Raw genomic sequence first — 16,289 nt, forward strand, 5'->3', positions numbered from 1 at the left:
CGCATCATCCGCCTAACATCGCGCAGCCGCTCACGCCGATCGGAGCGCGTCACCGATGAGCATCTTCAACAATGGGCGCCCCGCGTCGGCGAGCAGTTTCTCGAAGAAGCTCGCGAGCACGGCGTCCGCCGCGGCCGGATCATCGGTGTCGAGCTCGTCGGTCAGGAACGAGGCACGCACCATCACCCCATCGGGCAGGCGCAGCGCCAGGCTTTGACGGAACAAGGCCGCACGCACCGCCAGCGACCCCGCCGGCAGCGCATCACCGATCCGCATGAAATACCCGACCAGCTCGTTGCGCCCGAAGCGATCGCCGAGGAACCGTGTCACCACCGGCCCATCCGGCAGCGCAAGAGGCGCGAGGCGGCGGACCTTGAAGCCCTGGGTGGCGTAACAGAATTCGGGCCAGTGAAACCGGTCCTCCTGCCGAAGCTCGCGCTTGTAGACGATGCTGAGCATGATGCGCGGCAGCGCCGGTGCGACATAGTCGCGCTCGACGATGCGATCGTACATGTCCAGCGCCGCCGCGAAGGCGGCGTCGAGTTCGATGGGATCGACCATGTCCGCGCGGGAGGGCTGCAGCCGCCACGCGCCGAGTTGCGGCGGCAACGCCGTGAGCACCACGTCCCCCCCCGGCGGCACCGCGCGTTGCGCGCGCCGAAAGCCGATCGCCCCGACCGACGTGGCACCTGCGAGACCCGCGAACAACGCCGCGCCGAGCACGTCGCGGCGCTGGATCATGCCCGCGCCTCCACCGGGCCCAAGGCGCGGCCGAGCAGCATGAAGGCCGTCAACACCACACCCACCTCGACATAGGCGGCGACATCATGGACGATCGCTTCGCCCGATACGCCGAACAGCGCGGCGGTGACGATCAACGCAAAGATCCGGATGAAATTCGCCGACAGGGCGATCACCGGCATCAACACCACGAACAGCAGTGCGGCACCGCGCGACCGTGCCGGGAAGAAATGCAGGAAAAGAAAGCCGATCGCGGTCATCGACACCATCGCACGCAACCCGACGCAGGCGCCCGCGACGTTGAGCCGGACGAAGCCGACATAGATGAGCACGCCGGAGGTCGTCACCGGGAAGCCCAGCGCGGCGGCGAGCCGTGCCGCCGAATGCGTCAGCGCCAGCCGCAGCGGCACCAGCAGCGCATCCGCGATCGGGCCGAACCACGGCACGATGAAGATCAGCAGCGCGGCGAGCAGCAACCAGCGCCGCGCGAGCGCCGTTCCGCCGGTCGCGAGCGCGAGGCTGGTCATCACGATCGGCAGCGACACGCCCTGGAGTTGCACCGAATCGGTGACGCGGCCGATGAAGTAGAGAATCAGGGCAACGAAGACCCCAGACGCGCCGACCACCCGTTCGCGCCGCGTCGCCGACCAGGTGAAGGCGCGCCGATCGCGCCAATACGCGAACAGCACCAGCGCGAGCAGCAACCCGCTGTGATTGTCCTCCTCGCTCCACAGCAACAGCGCGCCATATTCGACCAGCACGGGCACGTAGAGCGCGACCAGACCGAACAGGATCAGCGCCAGCGCGACACCCTCGGTTCGATGCACGGGCGCGCCCGCCGCACGCTCGCGCACATGGGCCGGTCCCGGCGTGGCGGTCGCGGCCGTCATCATGGCCGCAACATCACGCCGCCGACGATCACGATGCCGGCGTCTTCGCACAAATCGAGCATCCGCGACGAGCGGCGGGCGCGGGTGACGCCGGCGCGCGTCACGCACAGCGCACCCGTCGTCGCGAGCGCGGCGACCTGATAGTCGTTCGAGGTCGCGGCCGCGGGCGTATCGACGAAGATCACTTCGAACTCCTCGCGCATCGTCGCGATCAACGATTGCAGCGCGGACTGCATGAAATGATCGTGGCGCAACGCGGTCAGCGTCGCAGCCGGTGTCACCCACAGATTCTCGACGCCACGCACGGGCCGATGGGTCGCCCCCGGGGGGGCATCCGCGATGCTGAACTTCGTGTGGATCGCGGGGTTATGCAGATCCGCGTCGATCAGCAACGTGCGGACCCCCGATTGCGCGAAGATGCAAGCGAGGTTGCTGGCGACGGCGGTCCGGCCCTCGCGCCGGTCGGCACTGATGATCGACAGCGCCTTATGCTTTGGCTCGGCCAGAAACCAGCGCATCGCGAGGGTCTGCGCGACACGACGCAGTTCAGCGACGCGGGGCGAATGCGGGCTTTTGAGCGCGAACAGATCGTCGGCGAAGCCTGGTCCGGCCGCGGGCGGCCAGACGCTCTGCACGGTGCCGGCCGCGGCCGAAGCATCGCCGAGCATCGCGGCGGCGCGCCGGAACAAGAAGGTACGATCCCGCGACAACCTTGCCGCTTCCTCGGGCAAGGTATCGCCAACCCGAGCCTCCGCGACGAGCAGATCGGCGATCCGCACCGACAGTTCATCCCATTCGCGGCTGTTGTACTTCATTCCTCGACCCTCATGTTCGGCAACAGGCCGGCTACCATTCGCGGCAGGCGGAGCGGTCGCGGCGGGCTGATGCGAATGGTGCCGAGATCGGGAATGCCGAGCCAGGTCTCCATCTCGCCACTGAAGCGGATGCGGCGGTCGAAGAAAGCGATGCCGATCACGAGCACCGTCCCCGCGGCCAAGCCGAAGGCGAGACCGAACGCCATCGTCACGAACCGCCGCGGCAGCACCGGCTTCTCGCTGGGCGTCGCCGGGGACAGAATCGAGATGTTGGTCTGCGCGGTGGCGTCGAGAACCTGCAATTGCGCGCGACGCTGCGCGATCTGATCGTAGGATGCCTGTTGATTGGCGATATCCTGCTGCAATATCGACACTTCGTTTTGCGCCGCGCGGACCTTGGTGACGCGGTCGCGCTGCGCCGCCACCGCGCCGCTCAGCCCGGCCTGCACCGTTCGCGCCTGTGCCGCGCTCGCCGCAGCCGTCTTGCGGATCAGCGCCTCCTGCCCGGCGAGCTGGCCGCGCATCGCGGTGATCTGCGCGACGAGCTGACGATAATCGGGATTGTTGGGCCCGGCGGTCGCGCTGAGCTGGCTGCGTTGCGCCTCCAGCCGCGCGATCTCGGTTTGCAGGCCCATCACCACCCCGCTCGCCATCGTGTCGGGCAGCGCCGCGCCCCCGGCGTGCGACGAGGCCGCGACGCTCTGCGCCTGGGCGGCGGCGAGTTGCGTCGACAAGGCATTGAGCCGGGCGCTGTCGGGATCGGCCTCGCCCTTACCGGCAACGAGATTGAGCGCGCGTTCCTTGGCGGCGAGTTGCGCCTGCATCCCGTGCAGCGTGCGGCTCATGTCGTTGAGCTGCCGAGTATAAGACGCGACCGTCCGCCGCGCCGGATCGGCCTGTAGCTGGATGTTGACGTCGATGAACGCCGCCGCGAAGGCGTTGGCCATCGTCGCGGCGAAGCGCGGGTCGCCGCTGAGAAAGCTGATCTCCATCACCCGGGAATTGACCGCGCTCGAATCGATCATCAGCGAGGCCCGCAGCCGGCGCGCGAGGAAATCGGGCAGCGCCCCGTCCTTGGGTTTCCAACCGAACTGACGTGCCGCATCGGGCATGGTCGCCAGCCCGGTGTCGGTGACGACCTGGCGCGCGACACGATCGCTCTTGAGGATGTCCTCCTGCGTCAGCAGATAATCGGCCGAAAGCTGCTCTGCGACCGATTGCGGCCCGATCGTCTCGGGCGCGCGCACCCCCGCCACCACCGTCGCGGTCGATTTGTAGATCGGGCGCGTCATTACCAGGCTCAGCACCGCGAACGCGAGCGATACCGCGACGCATGCGGCGACGATCCGCCACTTCTCGAACAGAACCCTGCCAATATGTCTGGGAGTCACGCTCTCGCCCCCTGCCTAGAACAGACGCGCGCCGACCAGGATGAGGTCGCGCGGCTTTACCGGGTCTTGCGGTTTGGCACGGATGATCGCGTCGGCGGTGCCTTCGTGCCGCGTCACCTTGAGCCGGCTACGCGCGCCGCGCTGCGTGATGCCGCCGGCGAGCGCGATCGCGCGCTCCATCGTCAGCCCCGGTTCGAGCGGGAAGTTGCCGGGCCGCTGCACCTCGCCCGAAATGTAGAAGGTCGCGCTTTCGGTGACGATCAGCGTGTCATGCGGTTGCAGCGTCGGATTGGCGGTACCCGCAAGCAACTGGTCGGCGGGCAGATCCTGCTGCGTTCCGTCCCGCCGCACCACCCGTACCGTGCCGCCGCCGACGCCGAGCGTGGCGCCGGCGCGCGCGAGGATTTCGGTGGTGGTCATCCCGCCACGGTCGAGCGGATATTCGCCAGGCTTTCCTACCGCCCCCAGCACCGAAACGGTGCGACTGCGATAGGTCTGCACCATGACGTTGACGAGCGGATCACGGAAGATCCCGCCGGTTTGCAGCCGCCGCGTGATCTCATTGCCGACCTGGGCCGGCGTCATTCCCGCCGCTTGCACCCGGCCGACCGCGTTCAAAACGATCGTGCCATCCTCGGCGACTTCGACCACGCTGTTGTAGTCCGGGGCGCGGTACACCGTCACCGCCAGCACATCGCCCGCGCCGACCAGATAGGCGGCATCGTTGGCGACGCTCACCGCGGCCGCCGAGCCAGACGTGGCGGTCTGCGCCTGCGCGAGGGGCGAAACGGCCGACGCGGAGAGCGCGAGCGCGCAGGCGAGCCGCCTCACGACCGGGGGCCCTTGGGCGGGATCTCGGCGACCGCCTGCTTCAGATTGGCGTTGAGAATCTCGACATTGCGCGATTTGCGCAACGTCTTCACCGCGGCTTGCGCGATCTGCTCGACCCGATCGTCCGCGAGGCTGCGCTCGATCTTGCCGGTCGCCGCCTCCAGCGGGACCGGCTCGAGGGTGACCGACTGAATTCGGCCGAGGTGAAGCTGGCCCGGCGATTGATAGACGATACTGGACCCGACCGTCAGCGTATCGAGCATGTCGCGATTGTCGGGAAGTTCGTCGGTGAACCGGGCCACGGTGGTCGGCTGCAAGAAGGGAATCTTGTTTGAAACCACCGCCGCGAGCGTGTTGAAGTCACCATTGGTGAGTGCGTCCACATAGCTGCGGATGTCCGGCATGTCGCTCTTGAGGACATATTCCTCGACGATGAACCGGCGGCGGTTGGAAAACAACGCGGGGTGCGCGTTGTAATAAGCCTCGATCTCGCGCGGCTCGGCCTTCGGCAGCTTGCCGGTCAGATTACGGATATAGGCTTGCGCGAGGATCGCTCTTTTCGCTGCGGCGATCGCCTGGCTGTTGGCGGGATCGTCCTCCATTTTCGCCGATATCGCCGCTTCCGCGAGCAATTTCTCATTGACGAGTTGCTGGAGCAGCATCCGCCGCATCGGCGCGACCGCCTCCTTCGTTACCGGCGGCATCTGCCGCAGGAATTGGTCATACTCCCCAAGCGTGACCTCGAACTTGTCACCTTTGGCGATGAGCTGATCGGGGGTCTTCGGCGTACCGCAACCGGCAAGCCCCGCGGCGGCACCCAGCACCGTAGCGACCTTGATAACGTGAAAGCGCCGGGCGATCCGGCACACGATGCCATCCTCGAACATCAATTTCCCCGCATAGATGATACCGCCGTGCCCCCGGCGGCCCCCGCTCCCGCTCGACGAAATCGGTGCGGCCACATGGATGGCCGCACCGATCCGCGACTTCAGGCAAGCGCGAGCTTGGCTTTCTGACGGCGACGACGCGACGCCATCAACGCGGCCGCACCGCCGACGAACAGGAAGCCGGCCGGCCCAGGCGCCGCCGCCGGGAGGAGGTTCAGACTGTAGCTCCCCCCCAGCCCGTTCACCGACGTGCCGGTGACATCGACGTAGTAACTGCCCGCGACCAGGTTCGTGAAGGTCTTGGTCTCACCGGCGATCAATTCGCCGAGGAACACGTTGCCCACGACCGAATAGAACTTGGCGCTGAGCGTGGTGAGGCCGATCGTGACCGACCCGATCGTGACCGGCGGGCTGACATTGCCACTGCCGCCAACGTCCCACGGCTTGCCGGCCGGGGCAAGCGTGAAGGTGATGTGATCGCTCGGGTTGCTGGCGCTGCCGATGAAACCGCCGGTGCCGGTCCCGACATTGTTCGTAAGCGTCCCCAGGTTGATGGTGTTCGCCATCGCGGGACCGGCGAGGAAAATGGCCGAAGCCCCCGCCAGAACAGCGATTTTTTTGCCAAAACCTACCCCCATGAAATCCCTCCTCCAAAATGGGCCCGAGAGCCAAGCGAATGATCCGTGCTTTGATTACGTGGTTCGCAATCGGCACTATCAAGCGCCGTATTTATACGTACGGAAGGCCGAGTCATCAAACCGCATCGGCACGATATCACACATTATACGTCCGATCCGGATCATGTGCTTTAAAATAGGGAATGCTAAGGTGAATTATCCATAATGGATGTATCGCGTTCTTGTTTCTATTCTCTACGGTTTAACTTGTAACTGACGTTCGCTATCGTGTTGACTGTCGCCTTAGGACGACAGAAATCCATCGAAGCAGGGTGTTTTCCGACGCCGACATTTGCGGACGACACATGAGCATACCGCGTCCTCCTTCATCTGCGTCGTGATATCCGATCGAGGCGGTAACTCGACTTCAACCGCCGCTGAACGAGGCGCGGCGGCTCGCTTCAGCGCTGGAGCGGCCGGTGCGATGTGTCCAAAACGACGGAGGGCATAGTGTCATATAGGCAGGTCGGTCACGGCTCCGTGCCTCCGATCGCGATCGCACCGGAAACCGCGTCGCTGGTGATCGGTGCCGGGCGCGCAAAGACGGTCGCGGGCGCCCATGCCTGGCGTGGCGTTCTGATCGCATTGATCGTGCTCGGACACAATCGCCTGTTCGAATCGCATTTCTACGGAGCCTATCGGCTTCTCTACAATTTTCACGTCGAGGCGTTTCTGCTCATCCCTTTCCTGCGCCGGGCAGATAGCGGTCGCCGGGTGGATTGGCTGTTTCCGCTGAAGGCATATTACCGTCCGTTCTGCGTGTTCGTGACGGCCTATGCCGCGCTGTTCGCTTTGTCCGGGGTTGCCGAAGCGCCGCGATCCGTCGGTGATGCGTTCATGCGCTATGCGGCCGCGCTCGGCCTGGCGAACAGCGCCGCGCTGGATCGCGCGACCGGGTTCGAAATGTTCTGGTTCCTGCCAGTCTTCATCGTCCTGGCGACGATCCGGCCGTTGCTCGAACGTGCCACCCGTGCGGGGTTGATCGCCGCGCTGCTCACCGCCGCCGCCCTGCACGTGATGGTCGGCTATCTCGATGCGGCGGCCGCCGCGATGCTGCCGTGGGGACTGCCGATCGTCTGCTACATGCTGTTCCCGTGCCTGATCGCCGCCGCTTTGGCGAAGTCGGGATGGGCCGAGGCGGTTCCCGTCTGGGCGGCGGGTGCGGCATTCGTCACGATGATCGGCCTGTGCTTCATCGATAAATTCTGGATCAACCTGTCGGACTTCAAGGTTTACGATGCCGGACATCCCGGCGGCCTGATCGTCACCGATACCGTCATGATCGCCGCCTCGCTCGCCTTGTATCGCGGCGGCGCGCGCCTTCGTTCACCGTGGCTCGACGCGTTGGGGCGCTACTCGCTCCAGATCTACCTGATCCACGGCGTGATAGGCTATGCGCTGGTGCGTGTGGCCGGGCAGGATCATACGCTGGCCGCGACGATATCGCTGCTCGCGGTCACATACGCCGCGACTCTTCTGCTATCGTTCCTCGTCGCCCGGTGGATGATGCGCAGCCCGATCGGCGGCTGGATCTTCGCGCCGCGGTGACAGTCAGGATCGGGCGCGCAAGCTGCCGGACAGGGCCTGCGTGCGCGCGCCGGAACCGGGCCCGGCGATCCGGGCGACACGCGCGCGCAAGCTGCCCGCCGGCACCGGTAGCGCCCCAACGACCACCCCGACCCCGCCGATCAGCAACAGCATCGCGGTATCGACCGCCTCGGCATAGCAATAGCTGAGCAGCAGGATGATGCCATAAAGCGGCATCCGGTCGAGCGACGCCGCCGCGAACCCGCCACTGTTCACCAGATGCCGTACCGCCCGCCACAATGCGAGGCCGAAGAAACCCGCGACGAGCGCGATCCCGAACACGCCGCCCTCGGCGGGGATGCGGTGGACCTCGCCGTGGACGTTCATCGCGAACCCGGTCGGGCCATAGGTCGCGGCCGCCCACGCCCAATAGCCGGTCGCCCCCACCCCGAACGCGGGATGATGCACGAACAGGGTCCAGGCGTTGCGGTTGACGAACTCGCGGACGATGTCGCTCTGATCGTAGATGCTCTGTACGGTGAAGAAGTAGCGCGTCGGCGTGTGCGAATAATCGTGCGAGGCACTGGTGAGTTCGCGGTGGATATGACCATCGTCGAGCAACAGCGCCAGGCTGGCGACGGCGCCGATCATGGCAGCGAGGCCGAGCTTCGCCCCGAGCGAAAATCGGCACAGCGCGAACAGCGCGCAGAACAGGATCAGCGCCTTGCGCTCCCCGCTCAGCAGCACGATCGCGAAGGCGACCACCAACAGCGCGGGGAAGAGATGGCGCCCCTTGGCCTTGATCCAGTCCTCCAGCCCGAACAGCGGCATCAGCGCCAGCGACAGGACGAGCTTGGTGTCGGACAGATATTTCCAGGTGACGAGATGGTGATGCAGCACGTGCCAGATCACCAGATGCGCGGTGACGAGCGCGCACAGCGCCCCCATGCCTTTGAGCAGGAACTCCGCGTCGGCGCGCGTTGCGGACTGCGCATAGGCGTACAGTCCGACCAGCGCGACCACGATGATCCCGAACTGCACCGTCCGCGCCACGCCCGCCGGAAAGGACACCATGAAACTCGTCACCGTCGCATCGGCGATATAGGCGAGCGCCAGCACGAAGACGCCGTCGAAGCGGCGGAAGCTCTCGCGGCAGGTCCAGATCGCGAGGCCGAGCGCCAGCATCACGACCACACCCAGCGCGGCGATCTTGTAGCACAAGGAGAGGACGAGAAGCGCCAGCGCCGCGAACACGGCCCGCGCCGCAAGTGGATGAGCGACGCTCCCACGATCGAGCGCGCGTGGCCGCATCTGCGCCCGCGCGCGACCGCGCCGGAGCGGCGCGCGGTGCCGGTGGCTGAAGACCCTGCTCACGCGCTCCTGATGCCCCCACTTCCGACCTCGCCCGGCATGCGCGGCGGCAGCCGTTCGAAACAAGCCATCCGCGCCATAACGGAGCATTCCAGTCGGCATGACGCGCCCGCGTGACCTTGGCGCACCACTCGGCTATCGCGGCGAGGCCGCCGATCGGTTCGGCGGACAGCGGGGGTTCAGTGGCAGGCAGTCTGATTCGCCGACTCGGCGCGAGCCGGATGGTGACGAACACGGGCGCCTATCTGCTCGGCACGGTGATCAACCGGCTGTTCCCGCTCTTGCTCGTGCCGCTCTACACACGGCTATGGAGCACCGGCGAGTTCGGCGCGTGGGGCTTCTGCATGACGGTGCTCAACGTGCTGCTGATCGTGTCCGGCCTCGGGCTCGATGCGGCGACGACGCGGCTGTATTACGACCATCACGACCCGGATGAAATCCGCCGCTTCCTCGTCGTCGGCTTCGTGCTGCGGATCGTGGTGGCGGTCGGCACCGCGCTGCTGCTGATCGGGCCGCTGATCGCGGTCTGGCCGTGGATCAGCGGCGGCGCCATCCCGGCGCTGCCATTCGTGCCGCTGCTGCTGGCGGGATCGTCGCTGCAGGCGGTGGTGGCGTTCAACCTCGCCAACGCGCGCGCCGAGCGTCGCGCCAAGGCATTCGTCCAGATCCAGCTCCTGCAGGCGCTGTTGCAGGCGCTCGCCAGCGTCGCGCTCGTATTGGCCGGGTGGGGCGCGGCCGGCGCGTTCTACGGCTATGCGATCGGTGCGGGGATCGTCGCGGTCGCGGCGGGCGCGCGCTTCCTGCGCCGTAACCGCACCGCGGGTCCGCTGCCGTGGCGGCAGATGCGCGAGAACCTCGGCTATGGCGTCAAGACGCTGCCGGTGGCGCTGTCGACATGGCTACGCCGCATGGCGGATCGCGTCATCATCGGCCGCTCGGTGTCGATGACCGACCTTGGCCTCTACCAGCTGAGCGCGAGCGGCATGGCGCCGCTGTCGGTGCTGATGGGCGCGTTCAACGCCGCCTATCTGCCGTTCTTCTACGAAAAACGCCGGCAGGGCGACGCCGCGCTGCCCTTGATCGCGGCGATGGACATGGCGATCGTCGCGGTGCTGGCGACGCTGTCGATAGGCGTGATGGCGCTCACGCCCGAGCTGATCCGCTTCCTCGGCCCGCCGCGCTATGCTGGCGCCGCGCACATGACGCCCGCGCTGGTGCTGGCGGTGATGCTCGACGGCATCCAGTTGCAATTCACCAAGGAACTGATGTTCCACAAACGCCCGGGCCTCGCGAGCTGGATGACCACGCCGCCCTCGCTGCTCGGCGTGGCCGCCGACATCGCGCTGATCCCGCATTTCGGCGCGATCGCGGCGGCATGGGTGGCGGCGGCGGTGTCCGCGACGATTTTGATCGGCTGCGTCGCCGCGACCCGGCGCGTCGAGCGCACCGGCCACGATTTGCCCCGGCTCGCGCTCGCCTGCGCGCTAGTGGCGGGCTACGCGCTGGCGGCGAGCGAACTGCTGCCGATCACCCCATTCCACCTGCCAGCGCTCGCGGCACGGCTGGGCAGCGGCGCGCTCGTCTGCGCGGTGATCCTGCTGATCCTGGCACCCGGCAATGTCCGCACGGTTCTGAAGGCACTCGGACGCTGAGAGCGCGGGAGCGTTGACCTAAGACGATACGAACCATATACGGTTCGTATATTGGGAGCGCGCGCATGGGCATCGTGAAAATCGCCGACGATCTGCATGAGGAGGCGCGCCGCGCCAGCGCCGTGATGTGCCGCTCGATCAACGCGCAGGCCGAATTCTGGATGAAGATCGGCATGTTGGCCGAGGCCAACCCCAGCCTGTCCTTCAACGACATCGTCCAGGCGCGGATCGCCGCCGCGCATGTGCGCCTCCCCGGCGCGACCACCGCCTGACATGGTCAAGACCCCCGACGAACTCGCGCTGATGCGCATCTCGGGCAAGCTGCTCGCCTCGGTGTTCGAGATGCTCGACGGCCAGACCCTCGCCGGACTGTCGACGATGCAGGTCAACGACATGGTCGATCGCTTCATCACCGTCGATCTTGCCGCGCGGCCCGCGAGCAAGGGGCAATATGGCTTCAAATACGTCCTGAACTGCTCGATCAACCACGTCGTCTGCCACGGCGTCCCCGACCCGGACGAGATCATCCGCGACGGCGACATCATCAATCTCGACATCACGCTCGAAAAGAACGGCTTCATCGCCGATTCGAGCAAGACCTACCTCGTCGGCGATCCGCCCCCCGCCGCCCGGCGGCTGGTCCGGGTCGCGCAGGAGGCAATGTGGCAGGGCATTCGCGCGGTGCGGCCCGGCGGCTATCTGGGCGACATAGGCTTCGCGATCGAGCGGCACGCCAAGAAGCACGGCTATACGATCGTCCGCGAATATTGCGGGCACGGCATCGGCCGCGAAATGCACGAGGCGCCGCAGGTGCTCGCGTTCGGCAGGCCCGGCACCGGCCTCAAGCTCCGCGAAGGCATGGTCTTCACGATCGAGCCGATGGTCAACCAGGGCACGCGCAAGGTGTCGACCGAGGACGACGGCTGGACCGTCGTCACCGACGATCGCAAGCTGTCCGCGCAATTCGAACACACGGTCGCGGTCACCCGCGACGGGGTCGAGGTTCTGACGCTGCGCCGTGACGAAACGCCCATCCGGGGGCACGCGTAACGGCGATCACGCCGCCGAAAGCAAATCTCCATCGACCCGCCGCGTCGGCCATGCGAATGCCGCCGGATCGGGGGCAGGTGCGATGGCGATAGCGGGAAAATGGACGTTCGCGGCGGTCGCGCTGATCGCGACGCCGGCGGTCGCGCAGGATCGTGAGGGGCTCGACCTCTCCGGCACGATGCGGCTGCGCTACGAGGCGATCGCCAATCAGCCACGCGCGGGCTTCGGGCGCGACGACGATCTCGTCAACCTGCGCACCACCCTGCTCGCCAAGTACCAGACGGGGCCGTTCACGATCGGCGCGGAACTGTGGGACAGCCGCGTCTATGGCGAGGATGCCGCCACGCCGGTGACGACGGGCGAGGTCAACGCGTTCGAGCTCGTGCAGGCGTGGGTCGGCGCGCGCGCCACGATCGGTTCGACCAAGCTGAGCGCGCAGGCCGGCCGGTTCACGCTCAACATCGGCTCGCGCCGGCTGGTCGCGGCCGACGAGTATCGCAACACCACCAACGGCTATACCGGGCTGCGCGCCGACCTCGCGACCGCCAGCGGCATCACCGCGACCGCCATCTACGTTCTTCCGCAGCAGCGCCGGCCCGACGATGCCGAGGCCTTGCGCGCGAACGCCGTCGCCTTCGACCACGAAGGCTTCGATCTGGTGCTCTGGGGCGGCACCGCGGCCAAGGCGCGTGCGCTCGGCCCCGCCACAATCGAGGCGAGCTTCTACCATCTTGGCGAACGCGACGAGCCTGCCCGCCCGACGCGCGACCGCTCGCTCGACACCTATGGCGGCCGCGTTTTTCGTGATCCCGCGAAGGGCAAAGCCGACGGGGAAGTCGAAGCCTTCTACCAGTCAGGCTCGATCAGCGCCTCGCTCGCGCCGGCGGCGGCACGCCTGCCGGTCTCGGCCTGGTTCGTCCACGCGTCCGCCGGCTACAGCTTGCGCGACCCGCTCAACACGCGGGTATCGCTGCAATATGATCGTGCCAGCGGCGACCGCGCGGGCGGACGCTACGGGCGGTTCGACACGTTGTACGGCATGCGCCGTGCCGATCTGGCGCCGGCTGGTCTCTACAATGCGGTCGGGCGGGCCAACATCTCGACGCCCGGCGCGCGCATCGAGATCGCACCGTCGAGCCGCTGGGACGCGTTCGTCACCTATCATGCATTATGGCTGGCCGAGCGAACCGACGCTTTCTCGACGACGGGGGTGCGCGACGCGAGCGGGCGATCGGGCGGGTTCGCCGGACATCAGATCGACAGCCGTTTCCGTTGGTGGCTACGCCCCGCCAAACTCCGCTTGGAGCTTGACGGGGTGTTGCTCACCAAGGGGCGCTTCCTCCAGGCGGCATCCAACGCGCCGCCGGGCGGAACGACCACCTATGGCGCGATCAACCTGAGCGCGTCCTTCTAGGCGATCGGCCGACCCGACGGGTTACTGGTGCGCCCGCGCCGCCTTTTGCGCGCGCGCCTGTTTGGCGTAATAATGGTGCGCGGCAACGCAACCGGCGACCGCGCCCATCACGGCATGGCCCTTGCCGACGTAATGCCCGGCGACGCCGCCGGCCGCCGCGCCACGGATACAGCCCTTGGCCAGCGCCGGCGAAGCGGACGCCACGAGAAGGGGCAGCGCGATCAGCGATACGAAGCGCATGGCGGTTTCCTTAAACAAGATGCCTCGCCTGCGAATACCAACGACAGTCTCAGGATGTTCCGTGACGTTTCGTTCATGGGACGCGGGTGCCGGATGTTGCAGTCGATCTCGAACGCGCGACCTATCGCGCGCAAATGAAAATCGGCTTACTCGGTCAACGCACGTGCGTTTGGCCGTACATCTCAAGCAGAGCCACGCATAAAGGCAGCTCATTTCGGGCATGGTAATTTTCCGCGATCCGGCATCATCGGTGTTTTTCCGCGAAACGTATCAGATCGGCACCGTTGCACGCGTGGAACATTCGAGAAAGCCCGGTGTTTTTGCCTCTTCAACGAGGGAGAGTTACGATGACCGAGTATCGCAATGCAGACGGCACCACCACCTATGTGGAGAAGCGCAGCAACACCGGCATGGTCGTCGGTGGCATCATCCTGGCGATCCTGATCGTCATCGGCGTACTGTTCGCGACCGGCTTCTGGAGCGCGGACGTGAAGGGTGGCGCGCTGCCGAAGGTCAATGTCAGCGCCAAGGGCGGCGACCTGCCGGATGTCGACGTGCATTCGAAGGAAGTCGTGGTCGGCACCAGCAAGCAGACGGTGACGGTGCCCAAGGTCGAGACCAAGAAGACCTCGATCGACGTGCCGACCGTCGGCGTGAAGGACGACAAGTAAGCCAAGCGAGCAATGGGTGCCGGCGCGGGAGCGGCCCGGCACCCTTTCTTCATGCCGATCGGCAGTACGCCAATGCGCGCTCCTGACCGAGCGACTTTCTAATTCGCGGCGCGCCGGTTGAGATCATGCCCGAGCGCGAGCACCGCGACGCCGGCCAACGTCCAGATCGTCTCGCCGCCGCCATCATGCGGCAGCGACATCGCGCCGGCCATCATCCCCAGCCCGAACGACCCAACCGCGGCGGGCAGCATATAGCCGTGCGTCACCGCACCACGCCCCAGCGCGATCACGCCGAGCAGGATCGCGATCGACAGGCCGACCTCGTGGAAGATCGGGTTGAGCAACAGCCCGCCCGCCGACGCCGCGAGCGCGACCAGAACGGAACTGGCGACACAGTGGATCACGCATAGCCCCGACAGGCCGATCGCGAGGCCGTCGAAGCGCGACTCGATCCAGTGGATCGCCGGATGATGGACGTGAGCGCTCATTGCCGGACGCATGTGGCATGGCCGGTCCGAAGTTACAACATATCATCGCAAGGATTTTGCGGCTCCCGTCCAGCCCGCTCAAGAAAGCAGCAGCGCGCCCGACAGCAGCGCCGCTCCGACGACGATGGCACCCGCGATCCAGCGGGCCGCCGACAGCATCGCCTCGGCCTGCTCCGTCGAGGTGGCGCCGTTCACGGGATCGGCCTCGAGGCGGCGGATCGCCGCACGCAAAAGGCGGGGCGTGTCGTCGCTGACCTTGCTCAGTTCCCACGCCAGTGCGCGCAAGGTCGGCGCCCAATATTCAGGCGAGAGCCGCGCCCTGGCGATCCGCAGCGACGAGCGCTGCATCGCCGCCGACAGATCGAAATCGGGTTCGATCCTGGAGAGCACGCCATCGACCGTGACCAAAGCCTTGAAGATGAGCAGCAGGTCCGGCGGCATCGTCATGCCCTCCTCGCGCATCAGTGGCAGGAAATCGCCGACCATCGCGCTGAGCACGATCCGGCCCCCGCCGTGGCGCGCGATCAAGCGTTCCGCCGCCCGCTGCGCACGCTCGCGCGGCACGCCGCTTCCGGCCGACCACGTCGCGAGCACGTCGGCCAGTTGCGCGGGATCGGCTTCGTTCAGCGCCTGAACGAAGCTGATGAATTCCTCCCGCCTGCGTGGCGAGACGTGTCCGATCATGCCGAGATCGAGGAGCGCGATGCGATCGCCGGGCAGGCACAGCAGGTTGCCGGGATGCGGGTCGCCGTGGAAGCGGCCGTTCACCAGCACCATGTCGAGGACGATATCGGCGCCGAGCGCGGCGATCGCGGCCGGGTCGATCCCGGCCGCCCGCAGCGTATCGCCGTCGCGCGGCGGCACGCCGTCGATATAGTCCATGACGAGCAGGCTTTCGGACGTCCACGCCCAGTGGATTTCCGGGACTAGCACGCGCGGCTCGCGCGCGAAATCCGCGCGGAGCCGGTCGGCGTTGCGCCCCTCCGTCGTGAAGTCGAGTTCCTCAAGCACCGCCTCCGCCAGTTGACGTATCATCGCCGCCGGGGCGAAACGGCGCGCCTCGGCGCTCGCCGTTTCTACGACGGCGGCGAGTTGGGCGATCAGCCTGAGATCGGCCTCCATTCGCGGCCGGATGCCGGGGCGGCGGATCTTGAGCACCACCTGCCGACCGTCGTGTAGCGTGGCGCGATGCACCTGCGCGATCGACGCGGCTGCGAGCGGCTCGGGATCGAAGCGCGCGAACGCGGTTTCGGGAGGCTCGCCCAATGCATCCTCGACGGCGGCGCGCAGATCCTCGAACGGCAGCGTGGGCGCGCGGCTGTGGAGCTGCTCCAGCTCCGATATCCACTCGGGCGGCAGCAAGTCTCCCCGCGTCGCGAGGATCTGGCCGAGCTTGACGAAGGTCGGCCCGAGTGCCTCCAGCGCAAGGCGCGTCCGCCGGGGAAGCGTTTGCGGTTCGGCGGCAGCTTTGGCTTCCCCCTCGGGGCGTTCGAGCCCGAGCCGCGCCAGCAGCACGCCAAGCCCGAAGCGCGAGGCGACATGCAGGATTTCCGCGAGGCGATGATGGTCCCGGCCGGCGATGAGCAGCGTCTTGATCATGCCGGCCTCTATAACGGGGAGATCGGCCCGGTCATCCACCCGCTT

General features: G+C 66.8%; 17 protein-coding genes. 6 read left to right on the top strand and 11 right to left on the bottom strand.

Translation table 11 applies throughout. The features are described from left to right. Positions 1-30: 30 nt before the first annotated feature. The 7 genes from PX554_RS00375 to PX554_RS00405 form a co-directional block, all read right to left on the bottom strand. Complete coding sequence (locus PX554_RS00375; RefSeq protein WP_275497982.1) at positions 31-741, bottom strand: exosortase C-terminal domain/associated protein EpsI; 711 nt, start codon at positions 739-741, stop codon at positions 31-33. Continuing rightward, positions 738-1,631 carry an exosortase/archaeosortase family protein gene (locus tag PX554_RS00380; RefSeq protein WP_275497984.1) on the bottom strand — a complete coding sequence of 298 codons (894 nt, stop codon included), beginning with the start codon at positions 1,629-1,631 and terminating at the stop codon, positions 738-740. Before PX554_RS00380 ends, PX554_RS00375 begins: the two co-directional genes overlap by 4 nt. After that, positions 1,631-2,446: a tyrosine-protein kinase family protein gene (locus PX554_RS00385; RefSeq protein WP_275497986.1), complete on the bottom strand. Its 816-nt coding sequence runs from the start codon at positions 2,444-2,446 to the stop codon at positions 1,631-1,633. Before PX554_RS00385 ends, PX554_RS00380 begins: the two co-directional genes overlap by 1 nt. Next, positions 2,443-3,837: a GNVR domain-containing protein gene (locus PX554_RS00390; protein WP_275497989.1), complete on the bottom strand. Its 1,395-nt coding sequence runs from the start codon at positions 3,835-3,837 to the stop codon at positions 2,443-2,445. Before PX554_RS00390 ends, PX554_RS00385 begins: the two co-directional genes overlap by 4 nt. Positions 3,838-3,852: 15 nt before the next feature. Next, positions 3,853-4,668: a polysaccharide biosynthesis/export family protein gene (locus PX554_RS00395; protein ID WP_275497991.1), complete on the bottom strand. Its 816-nt coding sequence runs from the start codon at positions 4,666-4,668 to the stop codon at positions 3,853-3,855. Then, positions 4,665-5,555 (bottom strand): peptidyl-prolyl cis-trans isomerase, encoded by an 891-nt coding sequence (locus PX554_RS00400; RefSeq protein WP_275497993.1) that lies wholly within the window; start codon positions 5,553-5,555, stop codon positions 4,665-4,667. The genes PX554_RS00395 and PX554_RS00400 overlap by 4 nt, the downstream gene beginning before the upstream one ends. A 101-nt stretch (positions 5,556-5,656) precedes the next feature. Continuing rightward, positions 5,657-6,193, bottom strand: a complete 537-nt coding sequence (locus PX554_RS00405) for a hypothetical protein (RefSeq protein WP_275497995.1) — start codon at positions 6,191-6,193, stop codon at positions 5,657-5,659. Positions 6,194-6,682: 489 nt separating this feature from the next. On the opposite strand from PX554_RS00405, the gene PX554_RS00410 reads away from it, so the two are divergent. Then, a complete protein-coding gene (locus PX554_RS00410; protein ID WP_275497997.1) occupies positions 6,683-7,780 on the top strand; it encodes an acyltransferase family protein in 1,098 nt (365 codons plus the stop codon). Positions 7,781-7,783: 3 nt separating this feature from the next. Here PX554_RS00410 and PX554_RS00415 read toward each other — a convergent pair whose 3' ends face one another. After that, positions 7,784-9,133: an O-antigen ligase family protein gene (locus PX554_RS00415; RefSeq protein ID WP_275497998.1), complete on the bottom strand. Its 1,350-nt coding sequence runs from the start codon at positions 9,131-9,133 to the stop codon at positions 7,784-7,786. Positions 9,134-9,351: 218 nt separating this feature from the next. On the opposite strand from PX554_RS00415, the gene PX554_RS00420 reads away from it, so the two are divergent. From PX554_RS00420 to PX554_RS00435, 4 genes are all read left to right on the top strand, one after another. Continuing rightward, positions 9,352-10,782: a lipopolysaccharide biosynthesis protein gene (locus tag PX554_RS00420; RefSeq protein ID WP_275498000.1), complete on the top strand. Its 1,431-nt coding sequence runs from the start codon at positions 9,352-9,354 to the stop codon at positions 10,780-10,782. A 65-nt stretch (positions 10,783-10,847) separates the two neighbouring features. Continuing rightward, positions 10,848-11,054, top strand: coding sequence for a ParD-like family protein (locus tag PX554_RS00425; protein ID WP_275498001.1), 207 nt, complete (start codon positions 10,848-10,850; stop codon positions 11,052-11,054). A gap of 1 nt (position 11,055) precedes the next feature. Beyond that, complete coding sequence (gene map, locus PX554_RS00430) at positions 11,056-11,832, top strand: type I methionyl aminopeptidase (RefSeq protein ID WP_275498003.1); 777 nt, start codon at positions 11,056-11,058, stop codon at positions 11,830-11,832. After that, complete coding sequence (locus tag PX554_RS00435) at positions 11,801-13,246, top strand: alginate export family protein (protein ID WP_275498005.1); 1,446 nt, start codon at positions 11,801-11,803, stop codon at positions 13,244-13,246. Before map ends, PX554_RS00435 begins: the two co-directional genes overlap by 32 nt. Before the next feature lie 21 nt (positions 13,247-13,267). Here the strand turns inward: PX554_RS00435 and PX554_RS00440 are convergent, their stop codons facing one another. Beyond that, positions 13,268-13,486, bottom strand: coding sequence for a hypothetical protein (locus PX554_RS00440; RefSeq protein WP_275498007.1), 219 nt, complete (start codon positions 13,484-13,486; stop codon positions 13,268-13,270). Between the two features lie 347 nt (positions 13,487-13,833). On the opposite strand from PX554_RS00440, the gene PX554_RS00445 reads away from it, so the two are divergent. Beyond that, the gene (locus tag PX554_RS00445) at positions 13,834-14,157 is read left to right on the top strand and encodes a hypothetical protein (protein ID WP_093222894.1); all 324 of its coding nucleotides are present in this window, start codon (positions 13,834-13,836) and stop codon (positions 14,155-14,157) included. A 98-nt stretch (positions 14,158-14,255) separates the two neighbouring features. Here the strand turns inward: PX554_RS00445 and PX554_RS00450 are convergent, their stop codons facing one another. Both PX554_RS00450 and PX554_RS00455 read right to left on the bottom strand, forming a co-directional pair. Next, on the bottom strand, positions 14,256-14,645 hold the full coding sequence (locus tag PX554_RS00450) for a MerC domain-containing protein (RefSeq protein ID WP_275498010.1): 390 nt from the start codon (positions 14,643-14,645) through the stop codon (positions 14,256-14,258). Positions 14,646-14,723: 78 nt separating this feature from the next. Then, entirely contained in the window at positions 14,724-16,244 is a 1,521-nt protein-coding gene (locus PX554_RS00455) for an ABC1 kinase family protein (RefSeq protein ID WP_275498012.1), read from the bottom strand. Between the last annotated feature and the right edge of the window lie 45 nt (positions 16,245-16,289).

Origin of the sequence: Sphingomonas pollutisoli (assembly GCF_029167165.1) — a bacterium.
GTDB classification, from domain to species: domain Bacteria; phylum Pseudomonadota; class Alphaproteobacteria; order Sphingomonadales; family Sphingomonadaceae; genus Sphingomonas; species Sphingomonas pollutisoli.